This is a genomic window from Pedobacter sp. AC464 (assembly GCF_979253075.1).
In genome coordinates this window covers 690,430-706,373 of sequence record NZ_CEEDBV010000002.1, presented here as the reverse complement: position 1 = coordinate 706,373, position 15,944 = coordinate 690,430, and the positions used below count along the sequence as shown (strand labels likewise).

Sequence of the window (15,944 nt, the reverse complement as noted above, 5' to 3'; positions counted from 1 at the left end):
TAAAACCGGCGTTCATGTTCCTAAGCAGGAAAATCTCTTATTTGTACTCGATCAAAAACTCACTTAATGGTTTACGTACCTTTTTAAGGTTCACCAACCAATCGTTAGCTTCATCGCGGTGACCCAATGGTAATAAGGTTACACTTTTTAAGCCTTGCTTGTTTAAGCCCAAAAGTTCATCAAGTGCGGGGGCATTAAAGCCTTCCATCGGAGTGGAATCCACTTTTAACAAGGCCGCCTGGGCAAGCGCAGCACCAAAGCCAATGTAGGCCTGACGAGCAGCATGGTTAAAATTCTCTTCGGCTGTTTTAGATAAAATTGTTCCTTTGAGCTGTGCTTTATAAGCATCAGTAGCAGAATCTGGCAAGCCACGCTGAGCATTCATGTAGGCAAAAGTTGCATCAATTCCTTCTTCTGTATAATTTTCAAAAGCCGCAAAAATTAGCAAGTGGGATGAATCGATAACCTGAGATTGGTTATAAGCAATCGGCGCAATTTTTTCTTTTAACTCCTGATTAGTTACTACAATAACTTTAAAAGGCTGTAAGCCGGATGAAGTTGGTGCTAAATGTGCTGCCTCTATAATTTGATCTACTTTTTCCTGTTCAACCGGTTCGCCATTCATTTTCTTAACGGCATATCGCCAGTTCAAAGCTTCTATTAAATTCATATTGTTCAAATATTTAAATTTCAATTTTGAAACAAATATCTGTAATGTATAATGGCCCTTTGTTGATGTATGGTAAGAAAGAAAGTAATTGCTATTGAATTACAAAGTAAAATTAATCTGCTGAAACTGTTTCGATGAATCTGATATCAGTTCTCACCGGAAAATGGTCAGATAGTTTTGCCTTCGTAATCTGATAGTTGAGAATTTCGAAATCTTTGCTTGTTGCAATGTAGTCGATTTGAAAGTTCGGGAACTTCCCATTATACGTTTTGCCAAAACCCGAACCTTTTTTAATAAATGAATTGTTAAGCCCCTTTGTAACCTGATTAACTGCGTAGGATGCCGGAGTATCGTTAAAATCGCCGGCAATTAAATATGGCCATTGGCACTTTGCCATTTCTTTTTTCATAATGTCTACCTGGTCACTTCGTTTTACGAAAGCCCGTTTCAACATCCTTAAAATTCTTTTGGAAGCATAAAGTTTCCCTCTGGTTTTTTGAGTAAGCTGGTCGATAAACTGATAATCTTGTGGCTGAAAACTTATCGACTGGAAATGAACGTTGAAGACCCTCATCGTTTTTCCTTTGATGTCCAGATCGGCAAAAATACTCATATTGTCTCCGGAAGATTCGAAGACAATTTCGCCTTTATTCTTAATCGGAAATTTGGAGAAAATAGCAAGTCCGAATGCATCAAAATCATTTTCGGTGCCGGCCGGACGGAAATAATAATTATCCATTTTTAACAACTTTTTCAAGCTGTCTATCGTATTTAACTTTCCTTTTTTTCGGGTATAAAATTCCTGAAAACAAATTACGTCAGGATTCTGGTCTTTGACAACCTGCAGCATTTTTTCTTTTACCGGAATAGAATTATCCTCTCCAAATAACTTAAAGCTGTGCACGTTGTAAGTCATCATTCTTATCGAACCAACTTCTTTTTCGGCTCCGCCCTCAATACCTCCGAAACCAAAAGTAGCATGGAATGTTCTAAAGCCAATTACGATTACAAGGATAATGATAATTGAAAAAACCCATCGCTTTCTTAAACTCCACCAGATAAAAAACAGAAAAGAAACGACAAGCGAGTAAGGATAAGCCAAAGCAAAATATGCCATCAGGAAATTCTTGCGTGGGTCGATGTAGCCGGCAATGGTTCCAAGCAACAGGCAGATGACCGAAACAACAGTTAAGGGCAAAAAGATTTTGTCAAAAAAAGAATATTTAGATTTTGGCTTCGGCATTTAATCTTTACTGGCTTTAAACAATTTTTCTTTCTCGGTTGCGGTTAATTTATCATAACCGGATTTAGATATCTTATCTAAAATTTCATCTACTTCGTTTTGTGAAACACCTTTAAAAGTAGGCTTTTTTATCGGTTGCTCGTTTTTTACCACGCGTAATTTCGGTTTTTTTTCGAAAATTTTACTCAGGTCATTTCCACTCTGAAGCATTTTTATGTAGCTAAAACCTAAAATTGCGCCGCCAATGTGCGCCAAACTTCCACCAGCGTTTGTTGAACCGAGGCTCAGAATATCGAGTATAAAATAAGCAAGGGCAAGGTATTTTATCTTTACCTCACCTAAAAACATAAGGTAAAAAGCGTAATTAGGAACCAGCGTAGCTGTTGCGACAATAATGGCCATTACGCAGCCTGAGGCGCCGATTACGGTTATCCCAGCCAGGCTATCAGCGAAAACGGGGAACAGGTTTATCCCCGCAATAAATAACAAAGCCCCCGCTAAACCGCCTATGATAAACACAAAGTGAAACTGGCGGCTTTTTAAAAAATTCATAAAAACCTGCCCAAACCAAAATAACCCAAGCATGTTAAACAGTAGATGAAGAAAGCCATCATGGAAAAACATGTAGGTGAAAACGGTGTAAAATCTTTCTGGCAGTTTTGAAAATGATGCCGGCAGGGCGAAATATTCCCTAACCAAATCGTAAACGTCAACATTTGTCCGCGTTAAGAAAGCGACCAGTGCTATCAAAGCGGTAACAATAAAAATAATTGTATTTATGCCGATGTAAAAAAACAAAGGATTGCCCGATCGGAAAACTTTAAAGCTTAAGTCTTTAAAAATATTGTTATTCATAGTAAGTATAAAATGTGTCTTTATCCTTCCATATTTTAACCAGAATGAAGCCAATTAAAGCGCCACCCAAATGAGCATAATGCGCAACGGAATCTCCTGCAAACTTGCCAACGCCTAAAACTAACTCGATAATTATATACACCGGAATAATATATTTCGCTTTTACCGGAACAGGAATAAACATGATTAACAATTCTGCATTTGGATACAGCATACCAAAAGCAACTAGCAGGCCAAAAATTGCGCCTGAAGCGCCAAGCATCGGTCCGTAATAGATTTCTCCCATCATTTTTATTTTATCCTGGGGAGCAGATAAGTTTTGAGTTACATCGAAGGTTACGTGGCCAACAACCGAATAAACTTCATATGCTTGCACAGCCCATTGCAGCGCCAGCGCCCCCAGGCCAGTTATAAAATAAAAGATTATAAATTTTTTAGCGCCCCATCTGCTTTCGAGTAAACTGCCAAAACTATAGAGGGCGAACATGTTAAAGATTATGTGAAAATAATCTACCGGACTATGCATAAACATATAGGTAATCGGCTGCCATATTTTAAAATCCGGAGAGTCAAAATAATAAACGGCAAACCAATCTACAAAAGGATAGCCGCCATTAGGCCTGAAAACTAGTGTGCCGATAAAAAATATAACATTTATAATCAGCAAATTTTTTACTACCGGCGGTATATGTATTCTGTTCATTTATCTTTTGTTTCATTAAACGCCCGCTCTCGGCTGCGTTATTTTTCAAATTTCTTATCCAGCTCACCTAAGGTAATTGTTTGGATAATGGGTTTCCCACTTACGCTAAAGTTAGGCGTTTTGCAGGCGAAAAGTTCATCAATTAATGTGTTCATTTCTTCCTGACCTAAATTTGTACCAGCTTTAATGGCGCTGTTTTTGGCTAAACTTCTTGCTAAACTGTCGCGTTTTGTTAATTTTAAATCTTGTTGGGTGTTTTTAAAACCTTCAATAAGCTGTTCAAACAATTGTGTTTCGTTAATGTTTGCGCTTCCTAAATCTACCGGAATTCCTTCAACAACTAAAGTATTTTTACCAAATTCCCGAACGTCGAATCCTAAGCTCTTAATGTCGTCGAGCAAGCTCTTGGCCAATTCGAAATCGTTAGCATTTAAGGTAATCGTTTGCGGAAACAAACTCTGTTGCGATGCACCTTTTCTATCATCGAGATGAATTAGAAACCGTTCGTAAAGTATGCGCTCATGTGCCATTTGCTGGTCGATAACCATTAAACCCGATTTTATTTGTGAAACAATGTATCGGTTATGCAATTGCATGTATTGCTTTTGCTTGGTTTCAAGTATCGTTTCATCAGCATAAAAAGAGGCCTGTTCAATAACTGGTTCCTGAGTGATTTCATAAAGCGAACCCCAGTTTTTTGCACTTGGTTTGGCTTCATAATTTCGTGGGGAAGAAGCGTATCCCGAAACGGAACTGGTTTCGGTTGCAAAAGGATTAAAATCAGGGTTAAAATTGATGGTTGGCGGCACAATGTCTTCTACCGCTTTGGGCGAAATCATATTGCTAAAACCTGTTTCCTGGTCAAAATCTAAGGTTGGGGAAATGTTATACCTTCCGATTGAACGCTTTACGGCAGATTTTAAGATTGCGTAAATGGATTTTTCATCCAGGTATTTAATTTCCGTTTTCGTTGGATGAACATTGACATCAATTTTTGCCGGGTCAATTTCTATAAATAATACGTAAAGCGGATAGCTGTCGTCGGGCAGCAAATCATCAAAAGCCGAACTTACCGCATGGTTTAAGTACGGATCTTTTATGAAACGGTTATTAACGAAAAAAAACTGTTCGCCCCTTGTTTTTTTAGCAAAGGCTGGCTTTCCAATATAGCCTTTCAGGTTAATAATCGTTGTATCTTCTTCTACAGGAACTAAACGCTCGTTATAGTTGTTCCCAAAAATATGAACAATCCGTTGCTTTAAATTTCCTTTTGGTAAGTTAAAAATCTCGGTTCCATCATGGTGTAAGCTAAAAAAAACGGCAGGGTGGGCCAGGGCAACTCTTGTAAATTCATCGATTATATGACGCATTTCAACAGGATTACTTTTCAAAAAGTTTCTCCTTGCAGGCGTATTAAAAAATAAATTCTTAATCGAAATTTGTGTTCCCGGGGAAGTTGCAACGGGTTCCTGGGCAGTAACCACAGCACCTTCTATACTTATGCAGGTACCAACTTCATCCTCGTGCCTGCGGGTTTTCATTTCAACTTGCGAAATTGCTGCAATTGACGCCATGGCCTCGCCACGGAAACCCATTGTACGAATGGCAAATAAATCTTCGGCCTTTTTAACTTTTGATGTTGCATGGCGCTCAAAGCACATTCTGGCATCGGTAACGCTCATGCCACAGCCATTATCAATAATCTGAATCAAAGCCTTACCCGCATCCTTTATCACGAGCTGAATTTTATTTGCACCAGCATCAATAGAATTTTCGAGCAATTCTTTTACGGCAGAAGCAGGTCGTTGAACGACTTCTCCGGCAGCAATTTGATTGGCAACAGCATCGGGCAAGAGGTGAATAATATCAGTCATGTAATAAGGCAATGTGAATTCGCTAAATTATGCAAAATAAGCTTAAGGAATGCCTTTTGTTTAAAACTCAACACCTAAATGACTGTCGTTAAATGCATAAAACTGCCTGTCGCAAAGATGACGTAAACAAGTCTTACTCAAATTTGAACTATAAACTTACATTTGTTTAAACGCTTCAATAAATATGAAACTTTCAGATAAGCTAAAAGAACTTCGAAATCAGCATGGCTTAAGTCAGGAGGAATTGGCCAGGAGGGCCGGCTTAAGCTTAAGAACTATTCAGCGGGTTGAATTGGATGAAACCGAAACCAGAGGAGATACTTTAATTAGAATTACCGGAGTATTTAATTTAAAACCGAATGATTTGATTGTGGAAACTATCGAGCGAGACAAATACCTTCTGCCGGTTTTGAATTTATCGGCATTGAGTTTTATCTTTTTCCCTTTGTTAGGAATTGTTGTTCCATTGATTATTTGGGTTTTGAAGAGAGAGAAATCTACAGAAGCCGACGGTAAAAGACTTTTGAACTTTCAGATGACCTGGTGCATTGCTTTGGTAGCAGTGTATGGCTTGCTAATTGCTCAAAAAATGTTTCATATTGGAAGTTTTGGGCCGCCAGAAACTGTTTTGATAATGTTAATCGCATTATACGTTATTAATTTTCTATTGATTATCATTAACATTTTCCTTGCTGCAGGCAATCGAAACTTATTTTATCAACCAGCCATTCCATTCCTTAAGGCAAAACCATAAAATATGCCTTTGATTTTTAAAGAACTGGCGGCTTTTAAAACGCCTTTGTAAAACTCAAATTACAAAGTGATATGATTTCAATTATCTATCTTTAGCGTTATGAAATCATTTATTTATGCAATAATTCTTGCGCTTTTTCTTTCATCTTGCGGAAAAGAAAAGGCCGATGTAATTGTTTATAACGCCAAGGTTTACACAGTCGACCAAAACTTTGATATTGCTGAAGCATTTGCTGTTAAAGACGGTAAAATTTTAGCGGTTGGGAAAACCAGGGAAATTAGAAGTAAATACAGTTCATCAGAAGAAATTGATGCAGCCGGCAAGGCGGTTTATCCCGGCTTTATAGATGCACATGCCCATTTTTTTGGCTACGGACAAAGTTTGCAAACGGCAGACCTGCGGGAAACAAAATCATGGGAAGAAGTAATCAAGCGATTAACAGCTTTTGCCGAAACACATCCTGATGGCTGGCTAATTGGCAACGGTTGGGACCAAAATGATTGGGCTGATAAAGCTTTTCCGACCAATGAAAAACTTACTAAACTTTTCCCAAACCGGCCTGTTTTTTTAAATCGTATTGATGGCCATGCCGCTATTGCAAACCAAAAAGCGTTAGATGATGCCGGAATTAAAGGCGAGCAGAAATTAACCGGAGGAGATATGCTTACGAAAAACGGTAAGCTTACAGGCGTGTTGATTGATAACGCCGTTGGATTGGTAGAAAGTAAAATCCCTTCGCCTGATGCGAAGCTTGCAGAGAAAATTTTAACCGATGCCCAGCGAAATTGTTTTGCTGCCGGTTTAACAACTATTGATGATTGCGGCCTGGGCTTTGAAGCAGTAGATTTTATTGAGAAATTGCAAAAAGAAAATAAGCTTAAAATGCGTTTGTACGTAATGCTTTCTGATGCAGAACCCAACTACGATTATTTATTTAAACGTGGCGCCATAAAAACCGACCGACTGAATGTTAGGGCTTTCAAAGTTTATGCTGATGGTGCGCTGGGTTCAAGGGGTGCTTGTTTGTTGAAACCCTACACCGATATGCCGGAGAAATCGGGTTTCTTGTTGAGTGATATTAAGCATTATGAGGAAGTTGCCGCAAAAATTGCCGAACATAATTTTCAAATGTGTACCCATGCAATTGGCGACTCTGCAAACCGCGTGATGCTAAAAATTTACAACAAAGTTTTAAAAGGTAAAAACGATAAGCGCTGGCGGATTGAGCATGCTCAGGTAGTTAACTCCGACGATTTCGATTTATTTGGCAAAGCCAGCATAATTCCTTCGGTGCAGCCAACGCATGCCACCTCTGATATGTATTGGGCTGGACAGAGATTGGGTGCACAACGGCTTAAAGATGCCTACGCCTACAAACAATTGTTGAAACAAAACGGCTGGATTCCATTAGGTACAGATTTTCCTGTTGAAAACATAAATCCAATATTAACGTTTTATGCTGCAACGGTGCGTGAAGATGCCAAAGGTTTCCCGAAAGGGGGTTTTCAAATAGAAAATGCGTTAACACCAGAAGAAGCGATAAAGGGAATGACCATTTGGGCCGCTAAGGCAAACTTTGAAGAACAGGAAAAAGGCAGTCTTGAAAAAGGTAAAATGGCAGATTTTGTGATCTTAGATACAGATTTGTTGAAAACATCACCACAAAACATATTAAAAACCAAAGTATTAAAAACCTATTTGAACGGAGAAAAAGTATATGAAGCGAAGTAGATTAATTATTCTGGCAGCGGCTAGTTTCTTTAATGTTTTATGTTTAATGGCTTGCGCACAAGAGCATACAGCCAACGAGAAAAAGCTTTCTGTTGCTAACAGTATATCTAAATCAACGGTGTTGTTGAACAATCAGGAAACAATTGTTCCATTAAAATCGCTCGCGAAAAAAAATATTGCATCAGTTAGTTTAAGTTTTGCATACAGCTCGGTTTTTGACAGTCTTGCCAATAAATATGATAAGATAACTTCTTTCTCTGCCGATTCTTTTAAAGATAGTGTTAACCTGAACGACCTTGAAGACGATTTAAAATACTTCAACACCATTCTAATTTCTATTGATGATCAAAATATTAATAAGGCAAAGTATGTAAGTTTTATAAATAGCATCAGTAAAAGTAAAACGGTAATAATTTCATATTTCGGAAATGGTACCGGCTTAAAAGGCTTGGATAATGTAAAAACACCAGTCATCTGGACGGGTCAGAATTCTGCTGATGCTGCGGCGATTGTTCCTCAATATATTTTCGGAGGTATTGCGGCAACCAATAAGTTAACAACAGCCTTTTCGGCAAAATACACTGCTGGCTCGGGCTTTACCACTACCACTACGCGATTAAAATATACCGTGCCGGAAGATGCCGGTTTAAACTCGAACAGTTTTAAAGATATAGATGCGATTGCTGCTCAGGCAATTAATCAACGAGCTACGCCTGGTTTGGTGGTGCTGGTCGCGAAAGATGGAAAAGTTATCTTTAACAAGGCTTACGGCAAACACACCTACGATTCTAACTTGCCAGATAAAGTAACTGATATTTTTGATTTGGCTTCCGTTACTAAAGTAACTGCAACAACGCCCTCAGTAATGCGCCTTTTCGAAGAAGATAAGTTGAAATTAGATACCAACATAGGTGCCTATATCCCGAAGGCAAGAACTTCGCCCATGAACAATATCCAGGTTCGTGAGGTGATGTTGCACCAGGCTGGGTTCATTCCATACATTCCTTTTCACGATTATGTGAAAACCGGTGATTACAGCAGAGATTCATCTGCGGCTTACCCAACAAAAGTTGCCGATAATTACTACATCAAAAAAGGCTTCTTTAAAGATTTTATGTGGCCCAAAATGTTAAACTCGCCGATAAGGACCCGCGGGCAATATGTTTACAGCGACATTAGCATGTATGTAATGAAAGATATTGTTGAGCACATTAGCGAAGAGCCGCTAAACCAATATGCATACGAAAATTTCTATAAGCCATTAGGCATGCAAACTGCCGGTTTTTTGCCTAGAAACAGATTTAAAGCAGATCAAATTATTCCGACAGAGGATGATAAATTTTTCAGGAAAACTTTACTTGTTGGTTATGTACATGATCAGGGTGCAGCGCTTGCGGGCGGTGTTTCCGGCCACGCAGGTTTATTTGCGAGTGCAAACGATTTGGCCATCATTTATCAAATGTTGTTAAATCGCGGTACTTATGGCGGCGAAGTGTATTTTAAGCCGGCAACCGTTGATATGTTTACTTCTAAACAATCGGCTGTTAGTCGCCGTGGTTTAGGTTTCGATCGCTGGGATCCGGATACGACAAAACATTACCCTTCAGATTTAGCTTCACCTCAAACATACGGACATACCGGCTATACTGGAACCTGTATTTGGGTTGATCCATCACGTGGATTGGTTTACGTTTTTCTATCGAACCGCGTAAACCCAACGGTTAGCGATAAACTATCAAACTTAAAGATTAGAGGAAGAATTCAGGATGTTGTAAACAAGGCGATAGACGAATCAAAAAAATAATTTTTAAGCCTGGAAGGTTTGAAAACCTTCCAGGTTAATTTTACTCATCATCTAATAAGGTAACGCAATTTTCTGCGAGCTTTTTTATCCTGACATCAAAGGTTTTTTCGGCGTCGTTGTTTTTTGAGGATTGATACAGATAACTTATCATTTTCTTTGTAGAATCATCTGGGTCGCAGGCATAAGCTTTTTCAAGATATGCAGCCGTTTTTGACGAAAATTTATTGTAATCCTCTGTCATTTTACCATGCATTGCGACACTCTTTGCATCTGCAACCTCGTTTAGCTTTTTAACCATTGCCTGGCAATCTTTAAAATAATGATTTCCTAAAGCCAGATAAGGCACATAATAACCCGGGGTTAACTGAATACTTTTTTCATAGTAAGGAATGGCCAGGTTCATTTGGTTAGTTTCCTCATAAAGGCGGCCCAGGTGATATGTTACATTCGCCACTTGTTTTGCATTTAATTCTGAAGAACGTTTCATCAGCGACAAGGCAATTTCAATTGCCTTTGGTTTTTCGGTTTCAGTGGTTCTTATAACAGTATAATCCCAGTACAGATCTTTTATGCTTTGGTTCTGGGCAAAAACGGAAACGATACAGACCGAAAATAGGAGCGTGATTAGAAAAATTTTTTTCATGAAAGTGTTTATTTTAGTTTGATATAAAAGCTTGAAAGTAATTGCTTAATCAATGCAAATTAATCAAAAAGCATCGGCTTTTTACCGATGCTTTTTGATTCTATACTATTCTTGAATATGGATTTTAACAAGGATATTTTACTTGCAGCTATTTCTTCAATCCGATTTCTCTCAATCTTTCGTCGAGATATTCGCCAGCTGTCATATCGCTATAGGCTTTTGGGTGTTCGGCATCGATTGTTGATGGCAAACTTGTCAAATCCATATCGCTGCGGGGATGCAGGAAAAAAGGCACCGAAAAACGCGAAGTTTTCATCAATTCGCGGGGCGGATTAACCACTCTGTGCGTAGTCGATTTAAGCTTATTGTTTGTTAAACGCTGCAACATATCACCAACATTTACAACGATATCTGTGTGGTGCGCTTTAATTGGGAGCCATTCATTACTGCGTGTCAAAACCTCTAGTCCGTCGGCACTTGCACCAATTAGCAAGGTTATTAAGTTAATGTCTTCATGCGCTCCGGCCCGTACCGCATCATCAGGGATGGTTTCCGGGTTTTCGATAGGGAAGTAATGTATGCCCCTCAAAATAGAATTTCCATTATGAACGTGTTTGTCGAAATAGTTTATTGGTAATTCTAAATAGGTTGCAATCGCACGCAAAAGGTGTGTGCCATTCTCTTCAAGCTTTTTATAAATGGCACCGGTTACTTTATTAAATTCGGGCAACTCTTCCAAAACCTCGTTATCCGGGTATTCATTTTTTACGGGGTCGCCGTCTGTAACTTCCTGTCCAATTTGCCAAAACTCTTTTAAATCTGGTGTTTTAGCGCCTTTTGCAGTTTCTTTACCTGCGCTTGTGTAACCACGCTGACCTGCCAACTCGGGTTTTTCGTATTTTCTTTTTGTTTCTACAGGCAGCGAGAAGGCAGCTTTGATATTTTCATAAAGTTTATCAATTAATTCCTGACTTAAACCATGGTTGGTTATGGTAACGAAGCCCGAATCGTTAAAAGCTCTGCCAAGCTCATCAGAAAACTTTTTGCGCTCTTCTTCAGTTCCGTTGATATACGAACCTAAATCTAAACATGGAATATAAGGTGTAGACATATTTTTATTATTTAATGTTGTACGAATTTAAAAAAGAATTGTTAATAAGTGCTTAAGGAGTAATATTTTGCTGTTTAAAAATTTAATTATCAAGATACTAAGTTATTCACATCACCATTGCATCACAGCTGTTTTATGATTGTCATGTAAAATCCATTATTAAAAGGATGGAAACTTTAAAAAACTTTATTTCGTAATATAGTATGATAAAGCAGTACATTTCAGCTTGCAAAAAAATCAACACACAAAAACATGAAACGAATAATTTTAATCTTATTAGCTGTGCTGGCCATAAACCAGGCCAATGCGCAAGGAAAAAAAACGGAGAAGGCGACTTTTGGTATGGGATGCTTTTGGTGTACTGAAGCGATATTTCAAAAATTGAAAGGCGTAGTTTCGGTAAAATCTGGCTATGAAGGCGGTAAAGTTGCCAACCCAACTTACGAAGAAGTATGTACTGGTTTTACAGGCCATGCAGAGGTTTTGGAAATTACCTACAACCCGATGCAGATTACTTATAAAGATTTGCTGGAGGTTTTTTGGAAAAGCCACGACCCGACAACGTTAAACCGCCAGGGTGCCGATAGCGGAACACAATACCGTTCTGTTATTTTTTACCATACGCCAGATCAGAAAGCGCTTGCGCTAAAATATAAAGCCGAATTAAACGCTACAAATGCTTACGGCAAAAAAGTTGTAACTGCCATTGAAGCGGCCGAACCGTTTTATGTTGCAGAAAGCTACCACCAAAATTATTACAAAAACAACGCCGATGCGCCTTATTGCAGATTGGTAATTTTACCGAAACTGGAAAAGTTGGAGAAAGTTTTTAAGGCGAAGCTTAAGTAAGTTTTAATTACACAAATATATATGCTCAGGCGAAAATCTATGTTGGATTTTTGACTTGAGCATTTTGTTTTTAGCACGATTTTGGTTTTTAAACCTGATTGTAATGTAAAGCCCGGAGCGCAGCGAGGACTTGCAATGTAAAGGAGGAACAGGCGTTAATTGGAATGCAGGTGTACCCTTTCAAATAAAAAAACAAAGCTTTCGTTTACAAAGTGTTGATTTAGCTTTTAAACAATTAGCAATTCTGAAACTTTACGATGGTAAATATTACATTTGCACTATGAATACCGGCTTACAGCTTTACAATACACTTTCTCGTAAAAAAGAAAGTTTTCAGCCATTAAATGCGCCCAATGTTGGGATGTACGTTTGCGGCCCAACGGTTTACAGTGATGTGCATTTAGGCAATTGCCGCACATTTATGTCGTTTGATTTAATTTTTAGACACCTGAAATATTTAGGATACAAAGTTAGGTACGTTCGCAACATTACCGATGCCGGCCATTTGGAAGGCGATAGGGATGAGGGTGACGATAAATTTGCAAAACGGGCAAAGCTGGAGCAGTTGGAGCCGATGGAAATTGTGCAGAAATATACGCTGGGTTTCCATGATGTGATGCGTATGTTTAATACGTTGCCGCCAAGTATTGAACCCACAGCCACGGGGCATATTATCGAACAAATTGAAATGATAAAAATTATCATTGAAAACGGATATGCTTACGAAATTGGCGGTAATGTTTATTTTGATGTAGAAAAATATAGCAAAGAATATAACTATACGATTTTAACCAACCGTAACCTGGAAGATATGCTGAACAACACCCGCGAATTGGGTGGACAGGATGAGAAACACGGTCGGTTAGACTTTGCGCTCTGGATTAAGGCTAAGCCAGAAACATTAATGCAATGGCAATCGCCGTGGGGAATGGGTTTTCCGGGCTGGCACATTGAATGTTCGGCCATGAGCGCAAAATATTTAGGTGCAGAGTTTGATATTCACGGCGGCGGCATGGATTTGGCGGCAACGCACCATACCAATGAAATTGCCCAATCAGAAGCTTGCAGCCACCACCAACCTGCCCGTTTTTGGATGCACACCAACATGCTTACCGTAAACGGTACACGAATGTCTAAATCGGCTGGCAATGGTTTTCTGCCTTTGCAATTGTTTACCGGAGACCATCCTTTGCTTAAGAAAGGCTATAGTCCGATGACGGTGAAATTCTTTATGATGCAGGCACATTACCGGAGTACGCTTGATTTTTCTAACGATGCACTTGATGCCTCAGAAAAAGGATTTAAGCGTTTAATGGCTGCTGTTAATTTGTTAGAAAAATTAACTGTTTCGGAGCAAAATGATTTTGATATCGATGCATTAAAAGCCAACTGCATTAATGCTATGAATGATGATTTTAACAGTCCGGTTTTAATTGCCGAGCTTTTCGAAGCCGTTAGGATTATTAATACTGTTTACGATGGAAAAGCCAAAATTTCTGCTGTCGAGTTAGCTAAGCTTAAGCAACTGACTCAGGATTTTGTGTTTGATATTCTGGGGCTAAAAGATGAGGAATCTGACAACCTGGAGTTGAACAGCGTTTTGGAAATGGTTATCGATTTGCGCAAAGAAGCCAAAGAAAATAAGGATTATGCAACATCTGATAAGATTCGAATTGGATTGCAGGAATTAGGAATTCAACTTAAAGACAGCAAAGAAGGCACAACCTGGAGTAAGGTATAGCTTTCACCTTTAGCTTAATACAATGAATAGAAAACTTTTAATATTGCCTGTAATTGCTTTAATAACTTTTCAGGCGTGTAAAAATGATAAAAAATCTGCTGAGGAAAGTAACGCTACGCCTCAGGAAGTTAAGTTGGTTTCGCCCGAATTTAATGCCGACAGCGCTTTTGCTTACACTAAAGCACAGGTAGATTTTGGTCCAAGAATTCCGGGTACAGTGGCGCATCAAAAATGTGCCGACTATCTGGTTTCGAAGCTGAAATCTTTTGGTGCTGAAGTAAAGGTGCAGGGCGCCAAAACGACAACTTATGATGGGAAAAGCTTCCAGTTAAAAAATATCCTTGCCAGTTTTAGTCCGGAGAAAAAGAACCGGATTTTAGTAGCAGCACATTGGGATGCCCGCCCTTTTTCGGACCAGGATGCTGACGCTGCAAATCATACAAAGCCTTTCGATGCAGCAAATGATGCTGGAAGTGGCGTAGCCGTAATTTTGGAAATGGCACGCCAGATTCATCAGCAACAACCCGATGTTGGCGTCGACTTTGTTTTATGGGACCTGGAGGATTATGGCAAGGCAAATGATGAAACACCCGATGAAACTACCTGGTGCTTAGGCTCGCAATATTGGGCTAAAAACGCTGCTGCAACCGGCTACAAGGCTTCGTTCGGCATAAACCTGGATATGGTTGGCGGTGGCAGTGCTCAGTTTACACAAGATGAAATTTCCAGGCAGTTGGCCCCGGCAATTGTAAATAAGGTTTGGGATATTGGTAATGAAATTGGTTACTCCTCTTATTTTGTGCGCATTCCGAGTGGGAAACTTGTTGACGACCATTTTTGGATGAACAAAGCTGGTGTTCCATCAGTCGATATTATTCACTATAACGATAACAGTGGTTTTTACATTAACTGGCATACTCAACTCGATAATTTAGCCAACATTGATAAGAATACTTTAAAGGCAACCGGCCAAACTGTACTCGAAACCATTTACCGCGAAAAATAGAATGTTCAATTGTTAATTACTTTTCGAACCAGCCGTAAAATAAAATTTTATATTCGCCATACCTTAACAGAACAACGAATGAAAACATTAATCTCTACAACTTTTGCTGTTGCTTTAGCGCTAAGTGCTTTCGCACAAAAGAGCGATGGCACTACAAAGTCTTTGGTAAACGCAGAAAAAGAATTTGCAAAATCTATCGCAAAAAAAGGAGATAAAGAATCCTATATCGAATATTCTTCGGCCAATACACTTGTGTTCAGGCCGAATCCGGTAAATGCAAAAACTTTTTACGCCTCGCAAACCAAAGGCTCGAATGAAGTTTCCTGGGAGCCGAATTTTGCGAAAGTATCTCGCAGCGGAGATTTGGGTTTCACCACCGGACCGTACGAGCTTGCAGGCACTGAAAAAAAATATGGTCAGTATCTTTCTATCTGGAAAGCAGAAAACGGAACCTGGAAACTGGCAATAGATTTAGGAACCGAGAGCAATAAGCCGCTTGCCAAAATGCCCAACAGATTTGAAGAACCAAAGGACCGCTTTATTCCTAAGTTCTTTAATGAAAAGGAGCAAAAAGCCAGTAAAGATGTAATTCTAACAACAGAGAAAACCTTAAATACATTTCTTAAAACACATGGAATTGCAGCCTTTGGTGGTTTCTTAACCAACAACGCCCGCTTATTGTTTCCGGGCAATGACGCGATTGAAGGTAAAGGAAAAATTCTTTCATTTTTTAATGGGATGATAGGAAAAATAAACCTGAAAACAACAGGTGTTGATAAAGCACTTGGCAGCGATTTGGCCTATACTTATGGTGTTGCAACAATTGACTACAAGGCTGATTTAAGAGAAAGTTTTAATTACGTTTTTGTATACGAAAAAGCAGCTGATGCAAGCTGGAATTTAATTGTTCAGGCCTTTGTTCCTGCTGATAGATAATATTTAATGTGAATTTGCTTAAAG

The 15,944-nt window shown here is 39.0% G+C and carries 14 protein-coding genes; 7 read left to right on the top strand and 7 right to left on the bottom strand.

What is annotated here, in order from left to right; genetic code table 11:
* Window positions 1-37: 37 nt before the first annotated feature.
* The 5 genes from AC0IWT_RS13860 to mutL all read right to left on the bottom strand — a co-directional run bounded on the left by AC0IWT_RS13860 (window position 38) and on the right by mutL (window position 5,345).
* Complete coding sequence (locus tag AC0IWT_RS13860; protein ID WP_471797601.1) at window positions 38-670, bottom strand: nitroreductase family protein; 633 nt, start codon at window positions 668-670, stop codon at window positions 38-40.
* A 112-nt stretch (window positions 671-782) separates the two neighbouring features.
* On the bottom strand, window positions 783-1,913 hold the full coding sequence (locus AC0IWT_RS13855; RefSeq protein ID WP_056869687.1) for an endonuclease/exonuclease/phosphatase family protein: 1,131 nt from the start codon (window positions 1,911-1,913) through the stop codon (window positions 783-785).
* Complete coding sequence (locus AC0IWT_RS13850) at window positions 1,914-2,768, bottom strand: rhomboid family intramembrane serine protease (protein ID WP_471797600.1); 855 nt, start codon at window positions 2,766-2,768, stop codon at window positions 1,914-1,916.
* Window positions 2,761-3,471: a rhomboid family intramembrane serine protease gene (locus AC0IWT_RS13845; RefSeq protein WP_056869689.1), complete on the bottom strand. Its 711-nt coding sequence runs from the start codon at window positions 3,469-3,471 to the stop codon at window positions 2,761-2,763. The genes AC0IWT_RS13850 and AC0IWT_RS13845 overlap by 8 nt, the downstream gene beginning before the upstream one ends.
* Window positions 3,472-3,509: 38 nt before the next feature.
* A complete protein-coding gene (gene mutL / locus AC0IWT_RS13840; RefSeq protein ID WP_056869690.1) occupies window positions 3,510-5,345 on the bottom strand; it encodes a DNA mismatch repair endonuclease MutL in 1,836 nt (611 codons plus the stop codon).
* A 184-nt stretch (window positions 5,346-5,529) separates the two neighbouring features.
* Between mutL and AC0IWT_RS13835 the strand changes: the two genes are divergently transcribed.
* The 3 genes from AC0IWT_RS13835 to AC0IWT_RS13825 all read left to right on the top strand — a co-directional run bounded on the left by AC0IWT_RS13835 (window position 5,530) and on the right by AC0IWT_RS13825 (window position 9,634).
* Window positions 5,530-6,099, top strand: a complete 570-nt coding sequence (locus AC0IWT_RS13835; RefSeq protein ID WP_471797599.1) for a magnetosome magnetite crystal formation protein family — start codon at window positions 5,530-5,532, stop codon at window positions 6,097-6,099.
* A 99-nt stretch (window positions 6,100-6,198) separates the two neighbouring features.
* A complete protein-coding gene (locus AC0IWT_RS13830; protein ID WP_471797598.1) occupies window positions 6,199-7,830 on the top strand; it encodes an amidohydrolase in 1,632 nt (543 codons plus the stop codon).
* Window positions 7,817-9,634 carry a serine hydrolase domain-containing protein gene (locus tag AC0IWT_RS13825; RefSeq protein WP_471797597.1) on the top strand — a complete coding sequence of 606 codons (1,818 nt, stop codon included), beginning with the start codon at window positions 7,817-7,819 and terminating at the stop codon, window positions 9,632-9,634. The genes AC0IWT_RS13830 and AC0IWT_RS13825 overlap by 14 nt, the downstream gene beginning before the upstream one ends.
* A 40-nt stretch (window positions 9,635-9,674) precedes the next feature.
* On the opposite strand, the gene AC0IWT_RS13820 is transcribed toward AC0IWT_RS13825, so the two are convergent.
* Together AC0IWT_RS13820 and AC0IWT_RS13815 are read right to left on the bottom strand one after the other, a co-directional pair.
* The gene (locus AC0IWT_RS13820) at window positions 9,675-10,277 is read right to left on the bottom strand and encodes a tetratricopeptide repeat protein (protein ID WP_471797596.1); all 603 of its coding nucleotides are present in this window, start codon (window positions 10,275-10,277) and stop codon (window positions 9,675-9,677) included.
* A 148-nt stretch (window positions 10,278-10,425) separates the two neighbouring features.
* On the bottom strand, window positions 10,426-11,388 hold the full coding sequence (locus AC0IWT_RS13815; RefSeq protein WP_056869695.1) for an isopenicillin N synthase family dioxygenase: 963 nt from the start codon (window positions 11,386-11,388) through the stop codon (window positions 10,426-10,428).
* A gap of 252 nt (window positions 11,389-11,640) precedes the next feature.
* Between AC0IWT_RS13815 and msrA the strand changes: the two genes are divergently transcribed.
* From msrA to AC0IWT_RS13795, 4 genes are all read left to right on the top strand, one after another.
* The gene (gene msrA, locus AC0IWT_RS13810; protein WP_471797595.1) at window positions 11,641-12,237 is read left to right on the top strand and encodes a peptide-methionine (S)-S-oxide reductase MsrA; all 597 of its coding nucleotides are present in this window, start codon (window positions 11,641-11,643) and stop codon (window positions 12,235-12,237) included.
* A 280-nt stretch (window positions 12,238-12,517) separates the two neighbouring features.
* On the top strand, window positions 12,518-13,978 hold the full coding sequence (gene cysS / locus AC0IWT_RS13805) for a cysteine--tRNA ligase (RefSeq protein ID WP_471797594.1): 1,461 nt from the start codon (window positions 12,518-12,520) through the stop codon (window positions 13,976-13,978).
* Window positions 13,979-14,000: 22 nt separating this feature from the next.
* Entirely contained in the window at window positions 14,001-14,984 is a 984-nt protein-coding gene (locus tag AC0IWT_RS13800) for a M28 family peptidase (RefSeq protein ID WP_471797593.1), read from the top strand.
* A gap of 78 nt (window positions 14,985-15,062) precedes the next feature.
* Window positions 15,063-15,920, top strand: coding sequence for a nuclear transport factor 2 family protein (locus tag AC0IWT_RS13795; protein ID WP_056869697.1), 858 nt, complete (start codon window positions 15,063-15,065; stop codon window positions 15,918-15,920).
* The last annotated feature ends 24 nt before the right edge of the window (window positions 15,921-15,944 follow it).

What these genes read in the sequence shown, in the direction of transcription:
- cysS (WP_471797594.1), top strand. Translation starts at nt 12,518, where the DNA reads ATGAATACCGGCTTACAGCTTTACAATACACTTTCTCGTAAAAAAGAA.
- AC0IWT_RS13850 (WP_471797600.1), bottom strand. Translation starts at nt 2,768, where the DNA reads ATGAATAACAATATTTTTAAAGACTTAAGCTTTAAAGTTTTCCGATCG.
- AC0IWT_RS13855 (WP_056869687.1), bottom strand. Translation starts at nt 1,913, where the DNA reads ATGCCGAAGCCAAAATCTAAATATTCTTTTTTTGACAAAATCTTTTTG.
- AC0IWT_RS13825 (WP_471797597.1), top strand. Translation starts at nt 7,817, where the DNA reads ATGAAGCGAAGTAGATTAATTATTCTGGCAGCGGCTAGTTTCTTTAAT.
- AC0IWT_RS13815 (WP_056869695.1), bottom strand. Translation starts at nt 11,388, where the DNA reads ATGTCTACACCTTATATTCCATGTTTAGATTTAGGTTCGTATATCAAC.
- msrA (WP_471797595.1), top strand. Translation starts at nt 11,641, where the DNA reads ATGAAACGAATAATTTTAATCTTATTAGCTGTGCTGGCCATAAACCAG.
- AC0IWT_RS13820 (WP_471797596.1), bottom strand. Translation starts at nt 10,277, where the DNA reads ATGAAAAAAATTTTTCTAATCACGCTCCTATTTTCGGTCTGTATCGTT.
- AC0IWT_RS13835 (WP_471797599.1), top strand. Translation starts at nt 5,530, where the DNA reads ATGAAACTTTCAGATAAGCTAAAAGAACTTCGAAATCAGCATGGCTTA.
- AC0IWT_RS13795 (WP_056869697.1), top strand. Translation starts at nt 15,063, where the DNA reads ATGAAAACATTAATCTCTACAACTTTTGCTGTTGCTTTAGCGCTAAGT.
- AC0IWT_RS13845 (WP_056869689.1), bottom strand. Translation starts at nt 3,471, where the DNA reads ATGAACAGAATACATATACCGCCGGTAGTAAAAAATTTGCTGATTATA.
- AC0IWT_RS13800 (WP_471797593.1), top strand. Translation starts at nt 14,001, where the DNA reads ATGAATAGAAAACTTTTAATATTGCCTGTAATTGCTTTAATAACTTTT.
- AC0IWT_RS13860 (WP_471797601.1), bottom strand. Translation starts at nt 670, where the DNA reads ATGAATTTAATAGAAGCTTTGAACTGGCGATATGCCGTTAAGAAAATG.
- AC0IWT_RS13830 (WP_471797598.1), top strand. Translation starts at nt 6,199, where the DNA reads ATGAAATCATTTATTTATGCAATAATTCTTGCGCTTTTTCTTTCATCT.
- mutL (WP_056869690.1), bottom strand. Translation starts at nt 5,345, where the DNA reads ATGACTGATATTATTCACCTCTTGCCCGATGCTGTTGCCAATCAAATT.